Genomic DNA, 16,985 nt, shown 5'->3' with positions numbered 1-16,985 from the left:
GGTGCCATTGTCCCGCATCGTGCGCATCGGTGCACGAGGCGATGCGATGGTGCTTCGTGAGACAATGCCCGACTTGGACCCCGAGGAGTGCCCATGAACGACGTCGTCCTGCAGTCCCACGCTGCCGCTGAACTCGATCGACTGTCCACGCTGGCCGAGGACGTTATCACCCGGGCCAAGGCGGCCGGCGCAAGCCAGGCCGAGGTCTCGGCCAGCGTCGATACCGGACTGAACGTCAACGTTCGTCTGGGTGAGGCCGAAACGGTCGAACGCACCCAGGACCGCGGTTTCGGTCTGACGGTGTATTTCGGCAAGCGGAAGGGATCGGCAAGCACGGCCGATCTGCGCGCCGAGTCGATCCAGGCGACCATCGACCAGGCCTGCGCCATCGCGCGCTACACCGAGGAGGATGCCTGTGCCGGTCTCGCCGACGCCGATCGCATGGCGACGGAATTCCCGGACCTGGATCTGTGGCATCCCTGGCAGCCGACCGTCGACGAACTCATCGCGATCGGCGTGCGCATCGAGGACGCCGGTCGTGCCGTATCGGGCATCACCAATTCCGAAGGGGCTTCGGTGACGACGGGCTCCAGTCTCGGCGTATACGCCAACTCGCACGGATTCGTCGGACGCGAATCGGCCACGCGCCACACCATGTCGTGCTCGCTGATCGCCGGTTCAGGCGGCGACATGCAGCGCGACTACTGGTACGACAGCGCGCGCAGCATCGAGCAGTGGATGGACGTCGAGGCACTGGGGCGCGAAGCGGCCCGGCGCACGCTGGCACGCTGCGGGGCGCGCACTCTGTCGACCCGGCAATGCCCGGTGCTGTTCGCACCGAATGTCGCGCGCGGACTGATCGGGCACCTGATCAGTGCAGCCAGCGGCGGTCCGCTGTACCGTCGCGCCAGCTTTCTTCTCGATCATGTGGGCCGCGCGATCTTGCCGTCCTGGTTCTCCATCGAGGAACAGCCGCACCTGCTGCGCGGTCAGGGGTCGTCGAATTTCGACGCCGAGGGCGTAGCGACCACGGCGTCCGCCGTGATTCGCGAAGGCGTGTTGCAACGCTATCTGCTCGGCTCGTATGCAGCGCGCAAGCTTGGTCTGTCCAGCACCGGCAACGCGGGCGGTCCCACCAACCTTGTCGTAGGCCATGGCGAAGACGATTTCCAGGCCATGCTCGCACGCCTGGGGACCGGCTTGTTGCTGACCGAGGTCATGGGGCAGGGCGTTTCGCTTCTCACCGGAGACTATTCGCGCGGTGCGGCCGGTTTCTGGGTCGAGAACGGCGAGATTGCCTATCCGGTGCAGGAAATCACCATTGCGGCGAATCTGCGCGACATGTTTGCAGGCATTCGCGCCGTCGGTGCCGACGTGGATTCGCGTTCGACGACCCTGACCGGATCGATCCTGGTCGATCGGATGACGGTCGCCGGCGAGTGACGCAACCGGTGTGACTTTCATCTCTTGACACCCGGTCGAGCGCTGGGGAGAGTGAGCGCATGCCCTTCAGGAGGAGAGGACTGCCATGAACACCCCATCCGATCAGATGCCCCCGACGCCGCCTCCGGCTCCGCCGCCTGCGGCCGAACCCGCTTCCGGCGACAATACGGCAGCGGTCAGTTCCGAACAGCGTCAATGGGCGATGTTCGCGCACCTTTCCGCCTTCGTCGGGCTGGTGATTCCGTTCGGCAACATCATCGGGCCACTGGTGATCTGGCTGATCAAGAAGGACACCATGCCGTTCGTCGACGATCAGGGGAAAGAAGCACTGAACTTCCAGATCACCGTGGCGCTGGCCATGCTGGCCAGCTTCCTGCTGATGCTGGTGCTGATCGGCTTCCTGCTGGTCTGGATCATCCCGCTCGTCGCGCTGGTCTTCGTGATCATTGCCACGATCAAGGCCAACGAGGGCGTGTACTACCGCTATCCGTGGACGCTCCGCCTGGTCAAGTAAGACGGAGCGGTTGTCGGTGCGGGAGCGGTCAGTTCCCGCGCTCGGCGGCGTAGCGCGCCAGCGTCGCCAGCAGGGCGGCGGGTTCGCCGAGGAAGGCGATGGCTTCTTCCGCCTGCGCGGTCAGTTCGCGCAGGCGTTCCCGCGAGGCCTGCATGCCGAGCAGGGCGGGAAAGGTGGATTTCTCCTGCGCAGCATCCTTGCCGGCGGTCTTGCCCAGCGCCTCGGTGTCCGCCTCCACATCCAGCAGGTCGTCGCGGACCTGGAAGGCGAGTCCGACGGCGTGCGCATAGCGGTCCAGGGCTTGCAGCGTCTCCGCATCGTCGCAGCCGCCGGCCAGTGCACCGAGGCGTACCGAGGCGCGTATCAGCGCGCCGGTCTTCAGCGCATGCATACGTTCCAGCGCGGCTAGGTCCAGACGTTTTCCAGTCGCCGTCAGGTCGACGGCCTGGCCGCCGGCCATGCCCTGTGCACCGCAGGCGGAGCCGAGCACGCGCAGCATCTCCACGCGTTTGGCATCGCTGACGATTTCCCGTGTGTCGCGCGCCAGCAGTTCGAATGCCAGCGCCTGTAGCGCATCGCCCGCGAGGATCGCCATGGCTTCACCATAGGCGATGTGGCAGGTGGGCTGGCCGCGGCGCAGATCGTCGTCGTCCATCGCTGGAAGATCGTCGTGCACCAGCGAATAGGCGTGGATCAGTTCGACGGCGCAGGCGGGCGCGTCCAGCGCCGGACCATCGTCGCCGACCGCCTGGCCGGCCGCGTAGGTCAGCAGTGGACGCAGGCGCTTGCCGCCGCCGAGCACGGCATAGCGCATGGCGTCCTGCAGTACGTCGTCGGTCTCGGGGGCGGGAAACAGTCGCTCCAGCGCCCGGTTGGCGCGCGCGGTGAGCGTTTGCAGCTCGACCGCGTGTTCAGGGGGATTCGGGTTCAAGAGGTTCGGCGCTGTCGGGGTCTTCGGGATCGAGCAGTTTGCTGACGCGCAGCTGAGCCTGCTTCAGGGCGCTTTCGCAGTCACGGTAGAGCGCGACGCCGCGTTCGAAGGACTGCAGCGACTCGTCCAGCGAGAGTTCGCCGTCTTCCATGCGGCCGACCAGTTGTTCGAGTTCGTTGAGCGAATGCTCGAAGCGTTCGATCTGGTCGGGCGGGGTTTCGCTTGCGGGGGGCTTTGCCATGGGCGCAAACGCTAGCGCAGCTCCGTCCCCGAATCAATTGCGCCGGCCCCGCCGTCGCGGATCCGGCGCGGTTGGACAGGTCCCGGTCGATCAATATCGGTGGTGTCCGTGGCGATCGTCGCGATCCTGGTCATCGCGGTCGTAGCGATGGCGGCGTTCGTACCGGTCGCGGTGGTGCCAGCGCACCTGGTGTCCGCCGTAGCGGTTGACGACATACGTGTGGCGCTCGTATGGACGCGTGGCGTCGAGGTCGATGTTCACGCCGCCGACGCGGACGTAGGCGCGCAGCGCCGAGGGCAGGGTGACACCGGCCTGCCAGTCGTCCCCGGACAGCCAGAACCACATGCGGCGTTCGGGCGCGTAGTAGATCTCGCCGTTCGGGTAGTACACATAGTGATGCTTGGCGCGGTAGCCGTGCGCCGGCGCCCACGGCGGCGGGTCGGCCATGGCCAGGCTCGCGGTGCCGAGTAGCAGCGCCGGGATGGCGATCAGTGCCAACAGGCGCGAGGTTGTCTTCATGCTCGTTCTCCAGCGGGAGTCCGGGATTCATGAAACGGGGGCGACATCGTATGCAGGCTGAATCGGCGCGCCCGGAATGCGCGGATGTTCAGTTTCAACGCTGCCAGTGCGGCCACATGCCGTGTTTCCTGAACAGGGCGGCGCCGGCTTCCGTGCTCCACAGATCGGCGACGGCGAGCAGCGTGCCGTGCTCGTCGTGCAGGATCGGGCAGCGCGTGCGTTCCCAGGGCGGTACGCCCGCGCGCTGGAACAGGTCGCGCAGGGCGCGGGTATGGCGGTCGCCCAGGGGCTTGATGCGCAGGCCGCGACGATTCACGGAGACGCGGATCGTCGGTGCGGAAGGTGTGTCTGCCAGCGAACCGCGCCAGTGCAGCGTGCTCGCGTCGGGCAGGCGGACCGTATCGCCATGCCACAGGGCGGACCAGCCTTCGGGCGCTTCAGGCTGTGGTTGCAGGGCATGCAGGCGGCCGCGCCAGACGCGCACCTCCGCGCCCGGCCAGGCCACGCGCGGCACCCGGTCGGGCGCGGCTTCGCGGATCTGGCGTTCCAGCTCGTGCCGCTGCGCGCCGGTCGGCGCGGGCAGGGATCGGGTATGCAGCCAGCTTTCCAGCACGCAGTTGCGCAGCGCCGGATGCAGCGCAACCCAGCCGTGGGCGTCCAGCGTGCCGTCCTCGGTGCGTTGCAGTTCGGCCAGCGCCTCGGTCGCGTGGTGATCGAGGAAATCGGCCTGTTCGCGTTGCAGCGCAGCCGCGAGCGCGAGCGCGCGGCCCGCTTCGGGCCAGTGCGCGTGCAGGCGCGGCAGGATGTCGTTGCGCAGATAGCTGCGCGCGTAGCGGGTGTCGTCGTTCGCAGGGTCGTTGATGCCGGTCAGTCCCTGGGCGCGGGCATAGGCGTGAAGCTGTTCGCGTGGGGTTGAAAGCAGCGGCCGCCACAGCAGGCCACGCCCGAGTGGGCGTTGCTCGCGCATGCCGCCCAAACCGTGGGGACCCGCTCCGCGCAGCAGTTTCAGCAGCACGGTCTCAGCCTGATCCTCGCGGTGGTGCGCCGTCACCAGACACTCGCCCTCGCGCAGCGTTTCGGCAAGGGCTGCATAGCGCGCTTCGCGCGCAGCCGCCTCGATGCCCTCGCCGCGTGCCTGTACTTGTACAATGAACGTTTCCAGCGGAACGTCCAGGCGGGCGCACTGCTGCGCGCAGGACGCGGCCCAGCGGTCGCTCTCCGGGTGCAGGGCATGGTTCACATGCACGGCGCGGAGTGCGCGTCCGGCGCGTCGAACGGCCGCCAGGGCGTGCAGCAGCGCGACCGAATCGCGACCGCCGCTGAAGCCCACGCACAGCGGCGTGTCTCCGGTCCGCGACCAGGCGGCGTCGAGCAGTTGCGGCAGAGTGGACGGCATCGCTGGCGGTTCGTGCGCGGCTGTGATTCGATGCACAGTTTACCGTTCGCGGCGGCGATCCGTCGTCCACATCATCGGCATGTCATGTTCAAAGGAGAAGCTTCCATGAGGGGGTATCCGGGAAACCTCGATCCGGGATCGCACGATCCCGTTCCCAACCAAGGAGGTTTATCTCTCATGGCAAGCAAGTTGCTCGTGGGATGCGTATCGGCCGGACTGGCGGCGCTGTCGTCGCTGACGGTCGCCCTGTCCCACGGTGCCGTGCACCGGCATCGTCTCGACGCGCGCCACCTGCGCACCGCCACGCCGATCAAGCATCTGGTGGTGATCTTCCAGGAGAACGTGTCCTTCGATCACTATTTCGGCACCTACCCCCACGCGGAGAACCCAGCGGGCGAGCCGGCGTTCCATGCGCGACCGGACACGCCGACCATCAATGGTCTGGATGACGCGCTGCTGCATCACAACCCGAACGCGTCCAACCCGGTCAATGGCGACGGCGCGGTCAATCCGTACCGGCTGGACCGCAGCCAGGCGGCGACGGCCGACCAGGATCACAACTACCTGGCCGAGCAGGTCGCCTTCAACGGCGGCAAGATGGATCGCTTCCCGTTCGCCACCGGTCGCAGCGGCCCGCCGCCCGGCACCGAAGCGCCGGACAACACCAAGGGACTGGTGATGGGCTACTTCGACGGCAACACCGTCACAGCCCTTTGGAACTACGCCCAGCGCTTTGCGATGAGCGACAACGCGTACGGCACCACGTTCGGCCCGTCGACGCCCGGCGCGATCAACCTGGTCTCGGGGCAGACCAACGGCGTCGTGGAACACCTCAACGGCACCGGTGACGAGACCGACGACGGCAACGGAGGCCTGACCCTGATCGCCGACGCCGATCCGATTGGCGACGTCTGTTCCTCGCCGACCCGCAACCAGGTGCGCATGGGCAGCCGCAACATCGGCGACCTGCTCAGCATGGGCGATGTCAGCTGGGGCTGGTTCGAGGGCGGCTTCGACCTGACCCGCACCAACGCCGACGGCAGCGCCGGCTGCCAGCGCACGACCACCTCGGACGTCACCCACGTCACCCAGGTCGACTACATTCCGCACCACGAGCCGTTCCAGTACTACGCCTCCACGGCCAATCCGGAGCACGTGCGACCGACGTCCGTGCGCATGATCGGCCGTGCCGGTGATGCAGCGAATCACCAGTACGACACGCATGACTTCTTCGCCGCAGTGCGCGCCGGCAATTTCCCGGCGGTGACGTTCCTGAAGGCGCCGGCGTACCAGGACGGTCATGCCGGTTATTCCGATCCGCTGGACGAGCAGACCTTCTTGGTGAAGGTGCTGAACTTCCTGCAGGCCCGTCCGGAGTGGCGCGACACGGCCGTGGTGATCGCGTACGACGATTCCGACGGTTGGTATGACCACCAGCGTTCGCCGATCGTCAACGCCTCGCGTGGCGACCAGGACGCGCTCGACGGGCAGGGCGTGTGCGGCAGCGGCGACATCCTGCCGGGCGTCGATCCGTCGACCCGGCACGCAATGGGGCGTTGCGGTCACGGTCCGCGTTTGCCGCTGCTGGTGATCTCGCCGTGGGCGCGCGAAAACTATGTCGACCATGCCGTACTCGACCAGACCTCGATCACGCGCTTCATCGAAGACAACTGGCTGCATGGCCAGCGTATCGGTCAGGGTTCGTTCGATGCGCGCGCCGGTTCGATGATGGGGCTGTTCGATTTCCGTCATCCGCACATGCGTCGTCTGTTCCTTGATCCGCAGACGGGCCAGCCGGTCGGTCCCGATGCGGGCCGTCCGCCGATGCACGATCGGCACGGCTGACCGGAGTCAGACAGAACGCATGAAGAGAGGCCCGCGCTGCGCATGCCGCGCGGGCCACCGTTTCGAATTCGCACGGAGTCCGGGATGCCACTGACTCGTCGTCATTTCCTGCAAGCGGGTCTGTTGGCCGGCGCCGCACCATGGCTGCGGGCTCGTGCGGCGGTTGCAGCCACCGCGTCCGCTCCGACGCTGATCGATCCGCGTACGTTGCACGCGTTCGTCGATCCGCTGCCGATTCCGCCGGTGCCGCACCCGGAACGGATCGCGCGCATTGACGGCGCAGCGGTGCCGCACTACCGCATCGTGCAACGTCAGGTGCATGCGAAGCTGCATCGCGACCTGCCGCCGGCGCGGCTGTGGGTCTACGGCGACAGCATGCCGGGGCCGACGCTGGACGTGCGTGCCGGGCAGGGCATGACGGTGGAGTGGGTCAACGCGCTGCCGGCGAAGCACTTCCTGCCGGTCGACCACACCCTGATGGGCTCGAACAAGGGCCAGCCCGACGTGCGCACCGTGACGCATGTGCATGGCGGCCGCACGCCGCCGGACAGCGACGGCTGGCCGACGGACACCCGTGTGCCGGGTCAGTCGCAGACCTACCGCTATCCGCTGAACCAGGAAGCCGCGACGCTGTGGTACCACGATCACGCCATGGGTGTGGCGCGCCTGAACCACTATGCCGGCATGATGGGCATGTGCCTGGTTCGCGACGCCCACGAGGACGCTCTGCGGCTTCCACGCGGCGAGCACGAACTGCCGCTGGTGCTGTGCGATCGACTGATCACCGCGAAAGGACAGCTGCATTATCCCGTGTCGGAAAACCCGAAGTCGCCATGGGTGCCGGAGGTGTTCGGCAATGCTGTGCTGGTCAATGGCAAGCTGCTTCCCTACATGCAGGTCGAGCCGCGCCGCTATCGTCTTCGCGTGGTCAATGCGGCCAACGGCCGGTTCTTCCGGCTGCGTCTGTCGGACGGCCGTCCGTTGGTCCAGATCGGTAGCGATCAGGGGCTGTTGCACGCGCCCGTGGATGTGGAGCAACTGGTGCTGGCGCCGGCCGAGCGCGCCGATCTGATTGTCGATTTCGCGCCGCTGGCGGGCAAGGATGTGCGTCTGACCAACGATGGCGATCCGCACGGCATCGTGCAGTTCCGCGTGGCTGACAGCGGTCGTCGTGACGACAGTGTCGTACCGGATGTCTTGCGCGATGTGCCCCGTCTCGCCGCATCGCAGGCCGTGCGCGAACGCAACCTCACGCTCAACGAGTACGAGCATCTGTCCGGACTGCCGATGAAGATGCTGCTCGACGGCAAGTACTGGCACGAAAAGGTGACCGAGACGCCGCGGCTGGGCGACGTCGAGATCTGGAACCTCATCAATCTGACCGACGACTCGCATCCGATCCATCTGCACATGGTGCGTTTCCAGATCCTGGAACGCCGCCGTTTCGACAGCTTCGCCTACCGCAGCCGCGGCACGCTACGCTACACCGGTGCACCGCAGGCGCCAGCGCCGAACGAGCTCGGCTGGAAGGACGTGGCGCAGGCGCACGGTGGCATGGTCACGCGCATCATCGTGCCGTTCGACGGCTATGCCGGGCGCTACGTGTGGCACTGCCACATCCTCGAACACGCGGCCAACGAGATGATGCGACCGTTCGAGGTGCGGCCCCGCAAGGCCTGAGCTACCCGCGCTTGCGCGCGGGCTTGCGGCGCACGTAGAGCGCCTTGCCGTTGCCGACCGTCCGTGTCTCGGTCTCGAACAGGCCGATCCCCGCGACCAGCTCGCTGAGCTTGGGGTAGCCGTAGTTGCGCGCGTCGAATTCGGGCGACTGCTTGCTGATGATCTGGCCGACCGGACCGAGGCCGGCCCACCCGCTGTCGTCGGAGGCGGCCTCGATGGCGTTGCGCACCAGATTGACCAGCCGGTTGTCCTTGCGCAGCTCGCTCCCTGTCATGCGCTTGACCGGGCCGTCCGAGTCGTCTTCCGTCCCCGGCACCAGCACTTCGGTGTAGATGAATTTGTCGCAGGCGGCCACGAATGGATTCGGTGTCTTGCGTTCGCCGAACCCATACACGGTCAGGCCCGATTCGCGGATGCGCGAGGCCAGACGCGTGAAGTCGCTGTCGCTGGAGACGATGCAGAAACCGTCGAAGCGCTCGGTGTAGAGCAGGTCCATGGCGTCGATGATCATCGCCGAGTCGGTAGCGTTCTTGCCGCGCGTGTAGCCGAACTGCTGGATCGGCTGGATCGAGTGCGTCAGCAGCGTGTCCTTCCAGCCCTTCAGGTGGGTGCCGGTCCAGTCGCCGTAGATGCGCTTGACGTGTGCGGTGCCGTACTTGGCGATTTCGGCCAGCAGACCTTCGGCGATGGCCGGTTGGGCATTGTCGGCGTCGATGAGGACGGCCAGTCGGGATTGAGCCATGGGTCGGTTCCGTGACGGCGTTGGGGCGATGGTAACGCGTTGCCGCGGCGCGTGGGGCGACGCGGGTCGGCTCAGACGGGCAGCGGTTCGGCGGTGAAGGTCAGTTCGACCGCGGTACCGGCGGGGTCTGTCAGAAACAGCTGGACTTGCTGCAACGCGTCGACCTGATCGACGACGAAGTCGATGCCTGCTTCGCGCAGGCGAAGCAGGGTGTCGGACAGGCCGCGGCAGGCAAAGGCGATATGGTTGAAGGCCGTGTCACGCGGCGGGGCGACGTCGGCGTCGTGAGGGTCGATGGTCAGATGCATCACATCGCGGTCTCCGGCGTACAGCCAGTAGCCGCGGGAGCCGGAACGGAAGTGCGGGCGAGGGCCTTCGCGCAGGCCGACGACCTCGCGGTAGAACGCACGCAGGCGTTCGATCATGGTTTCCGATGCGCGCAGGTTGATATGGCCGATGCAGGCAACGGCCACTCTGGTGTCGCTCACGCGCCGCTGTAGGCGCCGAAGCTGCGCAGGCGCTGGTAGCGCTTCTCGAGCAGGTCCTGGGTCGACAGGCCCTCGAGTTCGTCCAGCTGGTTGAGCAGCATGGTCTTCAGGCGGATGCCGGTGCCGTGCGGGTTGCGGTGTGCGCCGCCCAGTGGTTCGCGCAGGATCTTGTCGATCAGGCCCAGCTCCATCAGCTGCTGTGCGGTCATCTGCAGCGCCTCGGCGGCGATCTTGGCCTTCTCCGCGCTTTTCCACAGGATCGAGGCGCAGCCTTCCGGCGTGATGACCGAGTAGGTCGAGTACTGCAGCATGTTGATGCGGTCGCCGACGCCGATGGCCAGCGCGCCGCCGGAGCCGCCCTCGCCGATCACGGTGCACACGACCGGCACCTTCAGTTCGGCCATTTCCAGCAGGTTGCGAGCGATGGCTTCGCTCTGGCCGCGTTCCTCGGCACCGACGCCGGGGTAGGCACCCATGGTGTCGATCAGGGTCAGCAGCGGAATGTCGAAGCGCTCGGCCAGCTGCATCAGGCGCAACGCCTTGCGGTAGCCCTCCGGACGCGGCATGCCGAAGTTGCGGCGGATCTTGCCCTTGGTGTCGCGGGCCTTCTGATGGCCGATGATCATCACCGAGCGGCCGTTGATACGGCCCAGGCCGCCGACGATGGCGCCATCGTCGGCGTAGGTGCGGTCGCCGGCCAGTTCGTGGAACTCCTCGCACATCACATCGATGTAGTCGAGCGTGTAGGGACGCATCGGATGGCGCGAGATCTGGCAGACCTGCCACGGCGTGAGATTCTTGAAGATCTCCGCAGTCTTGGTCTTGAGCTTGCCGCGCAGGCGCGCGACTTCCTCGTCGATGTCGAACGCCTGTCCATGGCTGGCGTGGCGAAGCTCTTCGATCTTCGCATCCAGTTCGGCGATCGGTTGTTCGAAATCGAGGAAGTTCGCGTTCATTCGGCGCATGTTCGACTGTGTAAAGCTCGAAGTATAGCTGGACCGGACCGGTCTGCGACAGGAGGTCGCAGCACGCAAGTGCGACTCAGTTCCCGCCTGGATTGGGCCGCGACAGGCGCAGTTCGGCATCCAGCACGCCCGGCAGGCCGCGCAGCGTGCGCAGCAGGTCGGGTTGGGCGCGCACGCGCCAGGCCTGGCCCAGTTCGATGTCGGCCTGGCCGACGCCGTTGCGATAGCCGGTCAGCACCAGCGGCGTGGGGCCGCCCCGGTACTCGCCCAGTGCGTTCTTCAGGTCGTCGATGAAGCCGGCGTCGATGCCGTTCACGCGCACGCGCAGGAGGCGCGCCAGCCGTTCGCAGGCGTCGTTCAGGCCCCACACCTGGCGTGCGCGGACCTGGTAACCACCGGAGAAGTCGTCGATGGACAGGTCGCCCTCGACCACCAGCAGCGCGTCGCGCACCAGCAGCGGCGCGTATTCGTTCAGCGCTTCGCGGAAGAAGCTCAATTCGACCGCGCCGCCGGCGTCCTCCAGGCGTACGAAGGCAGCGGTTTCGCCGCGTCGGCGTACGGCGGTGACGATGCCGGCCACGACCCACGGGGTGCCCTTGCCGCGACGAAAGCGGTTGCCGCCGTCCTCGCCGCCGCCGAACGACTGCGGTGGCTGGTAGCGTTCGGGAATCTCCTCCAGCGGGCAGGTGGCGAGTTGCGCCAGCACGCTCTTCCACGGGTCCGTGGGGTGGCCCGAGAGATAGTGCCCCAGGGTATCGCGCTCGCCGCTGAGCAACTGTTCCAACGGCCATTCGGGCGCTTCGCGCAGTTCGACCTGCACGGTCGCTGCTGCGCCGCCTCCGCCGCCGAAGATGTCGTGCTGGCCGGCGTCGAGGTTGCGCAGGTGCTGCTCGGCGGCTTTCATTGCCTCCGGCAGCTGCAGCATCAGACTGGCGCGGGTGGGCGCCAGGGTGTCCAGCGCGCCGGACAGGGTCAGCGCTTCCAGCACGCGCTTGTTGAGCTTGCCCGGCGCGACGCGGCGGCAGAAGTCGGCCAGGTCGGTGTAGCGGCCGCCCTGTTCGCGTTCGGCCACGATGGCCTGGCAGATGCCTTCGCCGACGCCCTTGATCGCGCCGATGCCGTAGCGCACCACGCGCGGCTCGACGGCCTCGAACTTGTACACCGAGGCGTTGACGTCGGGCGGCAGGACGGTGAGGCCGATGGCCTTGCACTCGTCGAGGAAGTTGACCACCTTGTCGGTGTTGTCCATATCCGACGACAGCGTCGCGGCCATGAACTCGGCGGGGTAGTGTCGCTTCAGCCAGGCGGTCTGGTAGGCGACCAGCGCGTAGGCGGCCGAATGCGACTTGTTGAAGCCGTACTCGGCGAATTTCTCCATCAGGTCGAAGATCGAGGTCGCGACCTGCGCGTCGATGTTGTTCTTGGCCGCACCCTCTTCGAAGATGGCGCGCTGCTTGGCCATCTCCTCGGGCTTCTTCTTGCCCATCGCGCGGCGCAGCAGATCGGCGCCGCCCAGCGAATAGCCGGCCAGGACCTGGGCGATCTGCATCACCTGTTCCTGGTAGACGATGACGCCGTAGGTGGGCTTGAGCACCGGCTCCAGCAGCGGATGCGGGTAGGTGACCTCGGCCAGTCCGTGCTTGCGGTCGGTCCAGTCGCGGTCCATCCCCGAACCCAGCGGACCGGGACGGAACAGCGCAGCCAGCGCGATGATGTCCTCGAAGGTGTCCGGCTGCGCACGCTTGAGCAGTTCGCGCATACCGCGCGATTCGAACTGGAACACGGCCACGGTATCGCCGCGTGCGAACAGGGCATAGGTTTCGGCGTCGTCCAGCGGCAGCTGGGTCAGGTCCAGCGGTTCCTCGCCGGCCGCTTTGCGACGCACGTTGATCGCCTTCACTGCCCAATCGATGATGGTCAGCGTGCGCAGGCCGAGAAAGTCGAACTTCACCAGGCCGACGTCCTCGACGTCGTTCTTGTCGAACTGGGTGACCACGCCGCCACCGCCTTCTTCGGCGTACAGCGGCGAGAAGTCGGTCAGCGGGGTGGGCGCAATGACCACGCCGCCGGCGTGCTTGCCGGCGTTGCGGGTCAGATCCTCCAGCTTCAGTGCCAGGTCGATGAGTTCGCGGACTTCGTCCTCGTTCTCGTAGCGCTGCACCAACTCGGTGGACATCAGGTCCGAGTTGGCCTTGGATTTTTCCGAGCGCCCCAAGGCGTCGTTCAGGCTGATGCCCAGCGTGTTGGGGATCAGCTTGGCGATGCCATCGACATGGCCGTAGCCCATGCCCAGCACGCGGCCGGAATCGCGCACCACGGCCTTCGCGGCCATGGTGCCGTAGGTGATGATCTGGCTGACCTTGTCGCGGCCGTACTTGCGCGCGACGTAGTCGATGACCTCGTCGCGGCGGTCCATGCAGAAGTCGATGTCGAAGTCGGGCATCGACACGCGTTCGGGGTTGAGGAAGCGCTCGAACAGCAGGTCGTAGGGCAGCGGATCCAGGTCGGTGATCTTCAGCGCCCAGGCCACCAGCGAGCCGGCGCCCGAGCCGCGGCCGGGTCCGACCGGGATGTCGTGGTCCTTGGCCCACTGGATGAAGTCGGCCACGATCAGGAAGTAGCCGGGGAAACCCATCGAGATGATGACGTCGAGCTCGCGCTCCAGGCGCGCGTCGTAGTCTTCGCGCGTGTGGCCGGGTGCCAGCGGATGCGTCTCCAGGCGCTGATCCAGGCCGGCGCGCGCCTCGGCGCGGATGAAGCTGTCGAGGTCGTGCTCCTCGGGCACCGGGAAGGCGGGCAGGTAGTAGGTGCCGAAATTCAGTTCGAGGTTGCAGCGTTTGGCCAGCTCCAGCGTGTTGTCCAGCGCCTCGGGCACGTCCTCGAACAGCGCTTCCATGGCCTCGGGCGGCTTCAGGAACTGCTCTTCGCTGTAGTCGCGCGGACGGCGCGGGTCGGCCAGCACGCGTCCCTGGCGGATGCACACGCGTGCCTCGTGGGCCTCGAAGTCCTCACGGCGCAGGAAGCGCACGTCGTTGCTGGCGATGACCGGAAGGTCCAGCTCGCCAGCCAGATGCAGCGCGGACTGGTTCCAGGCAGGTTCGTCGTCGCGGTGCGTGCGGGTCAGTTCCAGGTACAGGCGTTCGTCGAACAGCGCGCGCATACGGTCCAGCGGCGCGCGCGCCGCTTCCGGCCCGCCGCTGGCGACGCTGCGCGCGAACAGGCTCTCGCGTCCGGCGACGGCGATCAGGCCCTCACCGGATTGCTGCAGCCAGCCCGATTCGATCATGGCGCGACCGCCGTGCTGGCCTTCCAGCCAGGCGCGCGAGACCAGCCGGCACAGATTGCGGTAGCCCTTCTCGTGCTGGCATAGCAGCGTCAGGCGCCAGGGACGCGGATCGTCCGGCTCGGTGACCCACAGGTCGCAGCCGGCTACCGGTTTGACGCCCGCGTTGTAGGCCGCGCGGTAGAACTTCACCAGGGCGAACAGATTGCTGTCGTCGGTCAGGGCGACGGCGGGCATGTCCGCGCGCGCGCAGGACTCGACCAGCGCCTTGACGCGGATGGTCGAGTCGACCAGCGAGAATTCGCTGTGGGTATGCAGATGGACGAAACGGCTGGGCATCGCGACGCGCGCTGGGAGCTTCCTGACAGTGTAGTGCTTCGGCGGCGCGTTGACCGCTTCCGTTCGACGAAAGCGCATCCAGTTCGGGGCCGGCGCGCCGCAGATCGTACCCTAGCGATGCGCGGAATGGTGGACAAGCATCCGATGCGGGGCGTGCAGGCGAGCTTCAGTCGACGATGTGGAAGCGATCGTCGCCTTCCGACCGGTATTTGGCGTACGGGCGCAGACTTTCGGGCGTGGTTCCGTGTCGCAGACGCAGCTGCAGCCATTCGTCGGGGGTAATGTGCAGCGGCTTGTCGTCGGGGATGTTGAGGCGAGCCGCCATGGCGCGGCGGAAATGGCAGAAATCCTGGTGCGCCGCGATCAGCAGCGCGACGTCGGGGTCGGGCGCTTCGTCGCCGCATTGCGGATCGGTGTCGATGCGGTACAGCAGTTCGTCCAGCTTGGTCAGATCCTGGCAGGCGGGCAGCCAGTCTTCGTCGGCGAGCATGTCGCGCAGCTGCGGCGCGAGCTCACGCAGATTCAAAGGGTGGGATGCAGCGGATGCGGGTTGGCGAGAATCGGAAACATTCATGGCCAGGCTCCTCGTGTGGAGCCGCCGCGGCTTCCTGGTCCCGTAGGTGCCGCGTGCGGCGTAAACCTCGGTCCGTAGGTCCACTGTACTCCGATCGCGGCGCCATGGAATAGGGCGCAAGTCACGCGTCGAACAGGCCGGGTTCCAGTAGTTTTCGCACTGGTGCGAAGCTGCGACGGTGTTCGGGACAGGGGCCCAGCCGCTGCAGCGCATCGAGGTGCTCGGGAACGCCGTAGCCCTTGTGGCGGGCGAAGCCGTAGCCGGGATAGCGCTCGTCCAGCGCCTGCATGTGCCGGTCGCGGGCGACCTTGGCCAGGATCGATGCGGCGCCGATGCTAGGTTCGAGGCCATCGCCACCGACGATGGCCTGTGCCTCGCAGGACAGTCCCGGAGGCACCTTGTTGCCGTCCACGAGCACGTATTCGGCGGTCGGATCGAGGCCGCAGGCCGCCTCGCGCATGCCCTGCATGGTGGCCTGGTAGATGTTGATGCGGTCGATCTGCGGGCATTCGACGAACACGATGCGCCAGGCCAGCGCGCGTTCCACGATGCGCTCGTAGAGCGTTTCGCGACGCGTCTCGCTGAGCTGCTTGGAATCGTCGAGACCGCGAATCGTTCGTGCCGGGTCGAGAATCACGGCCGCGACGACGACCGGACCAGCCAGCGGCCCGCGACCGGCCTCGTCGACGCCGGCGATGCGCAAATCGCGATCCAGGCGCGCGCTGACGGGGCGGCGGCGTGGCATGTCAGCGCGCGTGCGCCGTGTCGGGCAGCAGTTCGGCGATGGTCTCGGCCGCCTGTTCCGCGGCGCTGCCGTCATGGTGGCCATTGAGTTCGCGGTGCAGCGCTTCGAAGGCGGCGACGATATTGCCGCGGCGCTGGCTGTCGCGGAACAACGCGAGAACGGCCTCGGTGACCTTGTCGACGGTGCAGTCATCCTGCATCAGTTCCGGCACCAGACGCTGGCCGGCCAGGATATTGGGCAGCGCGAAGGTGTCGGTCTTGATCAGTTTCAGCGCCTGCACGAAACGGTAGGTCATCGGCGCGACGCGATAGCCGACCACCATCGGTCGCTTGGCCAGCATGGCTTCCAGCGTCGCCGTACCCGAGGCCAGCAGCACCACGTCGGCGGCGAGCATGGCTTCGTGCGCCTGGCCGTCCAGCAGGGTCAGGGGAGCATTGGGTGCCAGCGAGATCAGACGCTGCAGCACCTCGCGACAGCGCGCGTTGGCGGCCGGCACGACGATGCGCAGGCCGGGGATGGACTGCGCCACGCGCGCGGCGGCGTCAAGAAAGACCTGCCCGAGCCGCTCCACTTCGGAGGCTCGGCTGCCAGGAAGCACGGCCAGAACCGGGATGTTCTGCGCCAGATCGAGTGTTTCGCGTGCGCCGTGACGATCGGCAACCAGTGGGAAACGGTCGGCCAGTGGGTGGCCGACGAAGCGGGCGTCGACGCCGTGACGCGCGTAGATCTCCGGTTCCATCGGGAACAGGCACAGCACGCGATCGGCGCTCTGTCCGATCTTTTCCGCGCGTTTCTCGCGCCAGGCCCAGACCGAGGGGCTGACATAGTGCACGGTGCGCAGCCCGCGGCGCTTCAGCGCGCGTTCGAGGCCCAGATTGAAATCCGGGGCGTCGATACCGACGACCACGTCCGGACGCAGCGCAGCGATGCGCCGGATCAGGTCGCGGCGCAGCTTCAGCAGTCGCGGCAGGTGCTTGAGCACTTCCAGGAAGCCCATCACCGAGAGCTCGTGGATATCGCGCCAGGCCTCGAAGCCTGCGTCGTGCATGCGCGGACCGCCGACGCCGACGATGCGTGCGTTCGGATAGCGTTGCCGCAGGGCCTGGATCAATGCGCCGCCGAGCTGGTCACCCGAGGCTTCGCCGGCGATCAATGCGATGGTCGGTGCGGCCGCCTCGGTTCGGGATTCGGGGAGTGCTTCGCTCATCCGCCAGAGAATACGGGACATCGGCGCTTTCGTCGCGCGCGACGAAAGCGCATGTTGGAAAGGGTTCATCGAG

General features: G+C 67.0%; 15 protein-coding genes. 4 read left to right on the top strand and 11 right to left on the bottom strand.

The genetic code is table 11. The features are described 5' to 3' along the window. Positions 1-93: 93 nt before the first annotated feature. Together pmbA and HF690_RS03150 are read left to right on the top strand one after the other, a co-directional pair. Complete coding sequence (gene pmbA, locus HF690_RS03155; protein ID WP_168608400.1) at positions 94-1,443, top strand: metalloprotease PmbA; 1,350 nt, start codon at positions 94-96, stop codon at positions 1,441-1,443. Positions 1,444-1,528: 85 nt separating this feature from the next. Beyond that, positions 1,529-1,957: a DUF4870 domain-containing protein gene (locus HF690_RS03150; protein WP_168608399.1), complete on the top strand. Its 429-nt coding sequence runs from the start codon at positions 1,529-1,531 to the stop codon at positions 1,955-1,957. 28 nt (positions 1,958-1,985) lie between these two features. On the opposite strand, the gene ispA is transcribed toward HF690_RS03150, so the two are convergent. The 4 genes from ispA to tilS all read right to left on the bottom strand — a co-directional run bounded on the left by ispA (position 1,986) and on the right by tilS (position 5,044). Beyond that, positions 1,986-2,888: a (2E,6E)-farnesyl diphosphate synthase gene (ispA, locus tag HF690_RS03145; protein ID WP_113065290.1), complete on the bottom strand. Its 903-nt coding sequence runs from the start codon at positions 2,886-2,888 to the stop codon at positions 1,986-1,988. Further along, positions 2,869-3,129: an exodeoxyribonuclease VII small subunit gene (locus HF690_RS03140; protein WP_113065289.1), complete on the bottom strand. Its 261-nt coding sequence runs from the start codon at positions 3,127-3,129 to the stop codon at positions 2,869-2,871. The genes ispA and HF690_RS03140 overlap by 20 nt, the downstream gene beginning before the upstream one ends. Positions 3,130-3,219: 90 nt before the next feature. Beyond that, positions 3,220-3,648, bottom strand: a complete 429-nt coding sequence (locus HF690_RS03135) for a hypothetical protein (RefSeq protein WP_113065288.1) — start codon at positions 3,646-3,648, stop codon at positions 3,220-3,222. A gap of 94 nt (positions 3,649-3,742) precedes the next feature. Continuing rightward, positions 3,743-5,044, bottom strand: coding sequence for a tRNA lysidine(34) synthetase TilS (tilS, locus tag HF690_RS03130; RefSeq protein WP_168608398.1), 1,302 nt, complete (start codon positions 5,042-5,044; stop codon positions 3,743-3,745). A 177-nt stretch (positions 5,045-5,221) separates the two neighbouring features. On the opposite strand from tilS, the gene HF690_RS03125 reads away from it, so the two are divergent. Then, positions 5,222-6,889 (top strand): phospholipase C, encoded by a 1,668-nt coding sequence (locus HF690_RS03125; RefSeq protein WP_168608397.1) that lies wholly within the window; start codon positions 5,222-5,224, stop codon positions 6,887-6,889. A gap of 84 nt (positions 6,890-6,973) precedes the next feature. After that, positions 6,974-8,569, top strand: a complete 1,596-nt coding sequence (locus tag HF690_RS03120; RefSeq protein WP_168608396.1) for a multicopper oxidase family protein — start codon at positions 6,974-6,976, stop codon at positions 8,567-8,569. Position 8,570: 1 nt separating this feature from the next. Here the strand turns inward: HF690_RS03120 and HF690_RS03115 are convergent, their stop codons facing one another. From HF690_RS03115 to lpxB, 7 genes are all read right to left on the bottom strand, one after another. Next, the gene (locus HF690_RS03115) at positions 8,571-9,311 is read right to left on the bottom strand and encodes an NYN domain-containing protein (protein WP_113065284.1); all 741 of its coding nucleotides are present in this window, start codon (positions 9,309-9,311) and stop codon (positions 8,571-8,573) included. Positions 9,312-9,382: 71 nt separating this feature from the next. Then, positions 9,383-9,799 carry a VOC family protein gene (locus tag HF690_RS03110; protein ID WP_113065283.1) on the bottom strand — a complete coding sequence of 139 codons (417 nt, stop codon included), beginning with the start codon at positions 9,797-9,799 and terminating at the stop codon, positions 9,383-9,385. Continuing rightward, positions 9,796-10,755, bottom strand: a complete 960-nt coding sequence (locus HF690_RS03105; RefSeq protein WP_113065282.1) for an acetyl-CoA carboxylase carboxyltransferase subunit alpha — start codon at positions 10,753-10,755, stop codon at positions 9,796-9,798. Before HF690_RS03105 ends, HF690_RS03110 begins: the two co-directional genes overlap by 4 nt. Positions 10,756-10,840: 85 nt before the next feature. Next, entirely contained in the window at positions 10,841-14,386 is a 3,546-nt protein-coding gene (dnaE, locus tag HF690_RS03100) for a DNA polymerase III subunit alpha (RefSeq protein WP_168608395.1), read from the bottom strand. 166 nt (positions 14,387-14,552) lie between these two features. After that, positions 14,553-14,960 carry a hypothetical protein gene (locus HF690_RS03095; protein ID WP_168608394.1) on the bottom strand — a complete coding sequence of 136 codons (408 nt, stop codon included), beginning with the start codon at positions 14,958-14,960 and terminating at the stop codon, positions 14,553-14,555. Between the two features lie 121 nt (positions 14,961-15,081). Continuing rightward, a complete protein-coding gene (gene rnhB, locus HF690_RS03090; protein ID WP_113065279.1) occupies positions 15,082-15,705 on the bottom strand; it encodes a ribonuclease HII in 624 nt (207 codons plus the stop codon). A 1-nt stretch (position 15,706) separates the two neighbouring features. Next, a complete protein-coding gene (gene lpxB / locus HF690_RS03085; protein ID WP_425495893.1) occupies positions 15,707-16,933 on the bottom strand; it encodes a lipid-A-disaccharide synthase in 1,227 nt (408 codons plus the stop codon). Positions 16,934-16,985 lie beyond the last annotated feature (52 nt).

This window comes from Oleiagrimonas citrea (assembly GCF_012395255.1).
In the GTDB taxonomy this organism is placed as follows: domain Bacteria; phylum Pseudomonadota; class Gammaproteobacteria; order Xanthomonadales; family Rhodanobacteraceae; genus Oleiagrimonas; species Oleiagrimonas citrea.
Note: the sequence above shows the minus strand (reverse complement) of the source record. Positions and strands in the feature narration are given on the sequence as shown.

Bases quoted from the DNA above. Each gene is read 5' to 3' on its own strand.
- pmbA (WP_168608400.1), top strand. From the start codon at position 94: ATGAACGACGTCGTCCTGCAGTCCCACGCTGCCGCTGAACTCGATCGA.
- HF690_RS03150 (WP_168608399.1), top strand. From the start codon at position 1,529: ATGAACACCCCATCCGATCAGATGCCCCCGACGCCGCCTCCGGCTCCG.
- HF690_RS03140 (WP_113065289.1), bottom strand. From the start codon at position 3,129: ATGGCAAAGCCCCCCGCAAGCGAAACCCCGCCCGACCAGATCGAACGC.
- HF690_RS03135 (WP_113065288.1), bottom strand. From the start codon at position 3,648: ATGAAGACAACCTCGCGCCTGTTGGCACTGATCGCCATCCCGGCGCTG.
- tilS (WP_168608398.1), bottom strand. From the start codon at position 5,044: ATGCCGTCCACTCTGCCGCAACTGCTCGACGCCGCCTGGTCGCGGACC.
- HF690_RS03125 (WP_168608397.1), top strand. From the start codon at position 5,222: ATGGCAAGCAAGTTGCTCGTGGGATGCGTATCGGCCGGACTGGCGGCG.
- HF690_RS03120 (WP_168608396.1), top strand. From the start codon at position 6,974: ATGCCACTGACTCGTCGTCATTTCCTGCAAGCGGGTCTGTTGGCCGGC.
- HF690_RS03115 (WP_113065284.1), bottom strand. From the start codon at position 9,311: ATGGCTCAATCCCGACTGGCCGTCCTCATCGACGCCGACAATGCCCAA.
- HF690_RS03105 (WP_113065282.1), bottom strand. From the start codon at position 10,755: ATGAACGCGAACTTCCTCGATTTCGAACAACCGATCGCCGAACTGGAT.
- dnaE (WP_168608395.1), bottom strand. From the start codon at position 14,386: ATGCCCAGCCGTTTCGTCCATCTGCATACCCACAGCGAATTCTCGCTG.
- HF690_RS03095 (WP_168608394.1), bottom strand. From the start codon at position 14,960: ATGAATGTTTCCGATTCTCGCCAACCCGCATCCGCTGCATCCCACCCT.
- rnhB (WP_113065279.1), bottom strand. From the start codon at position 15,705: ATGCCACGCCGCCGCCCCGTCAGCGCGCGCCTGGATCGCGATTTGCGC.
- lpxB (WP_425495893.1), bottom strand. From the start codon at position 16,933: ATGTCCCGTATTCTCTGGCGGATGAGCGAAGCACTCCCCGAATCCCGA.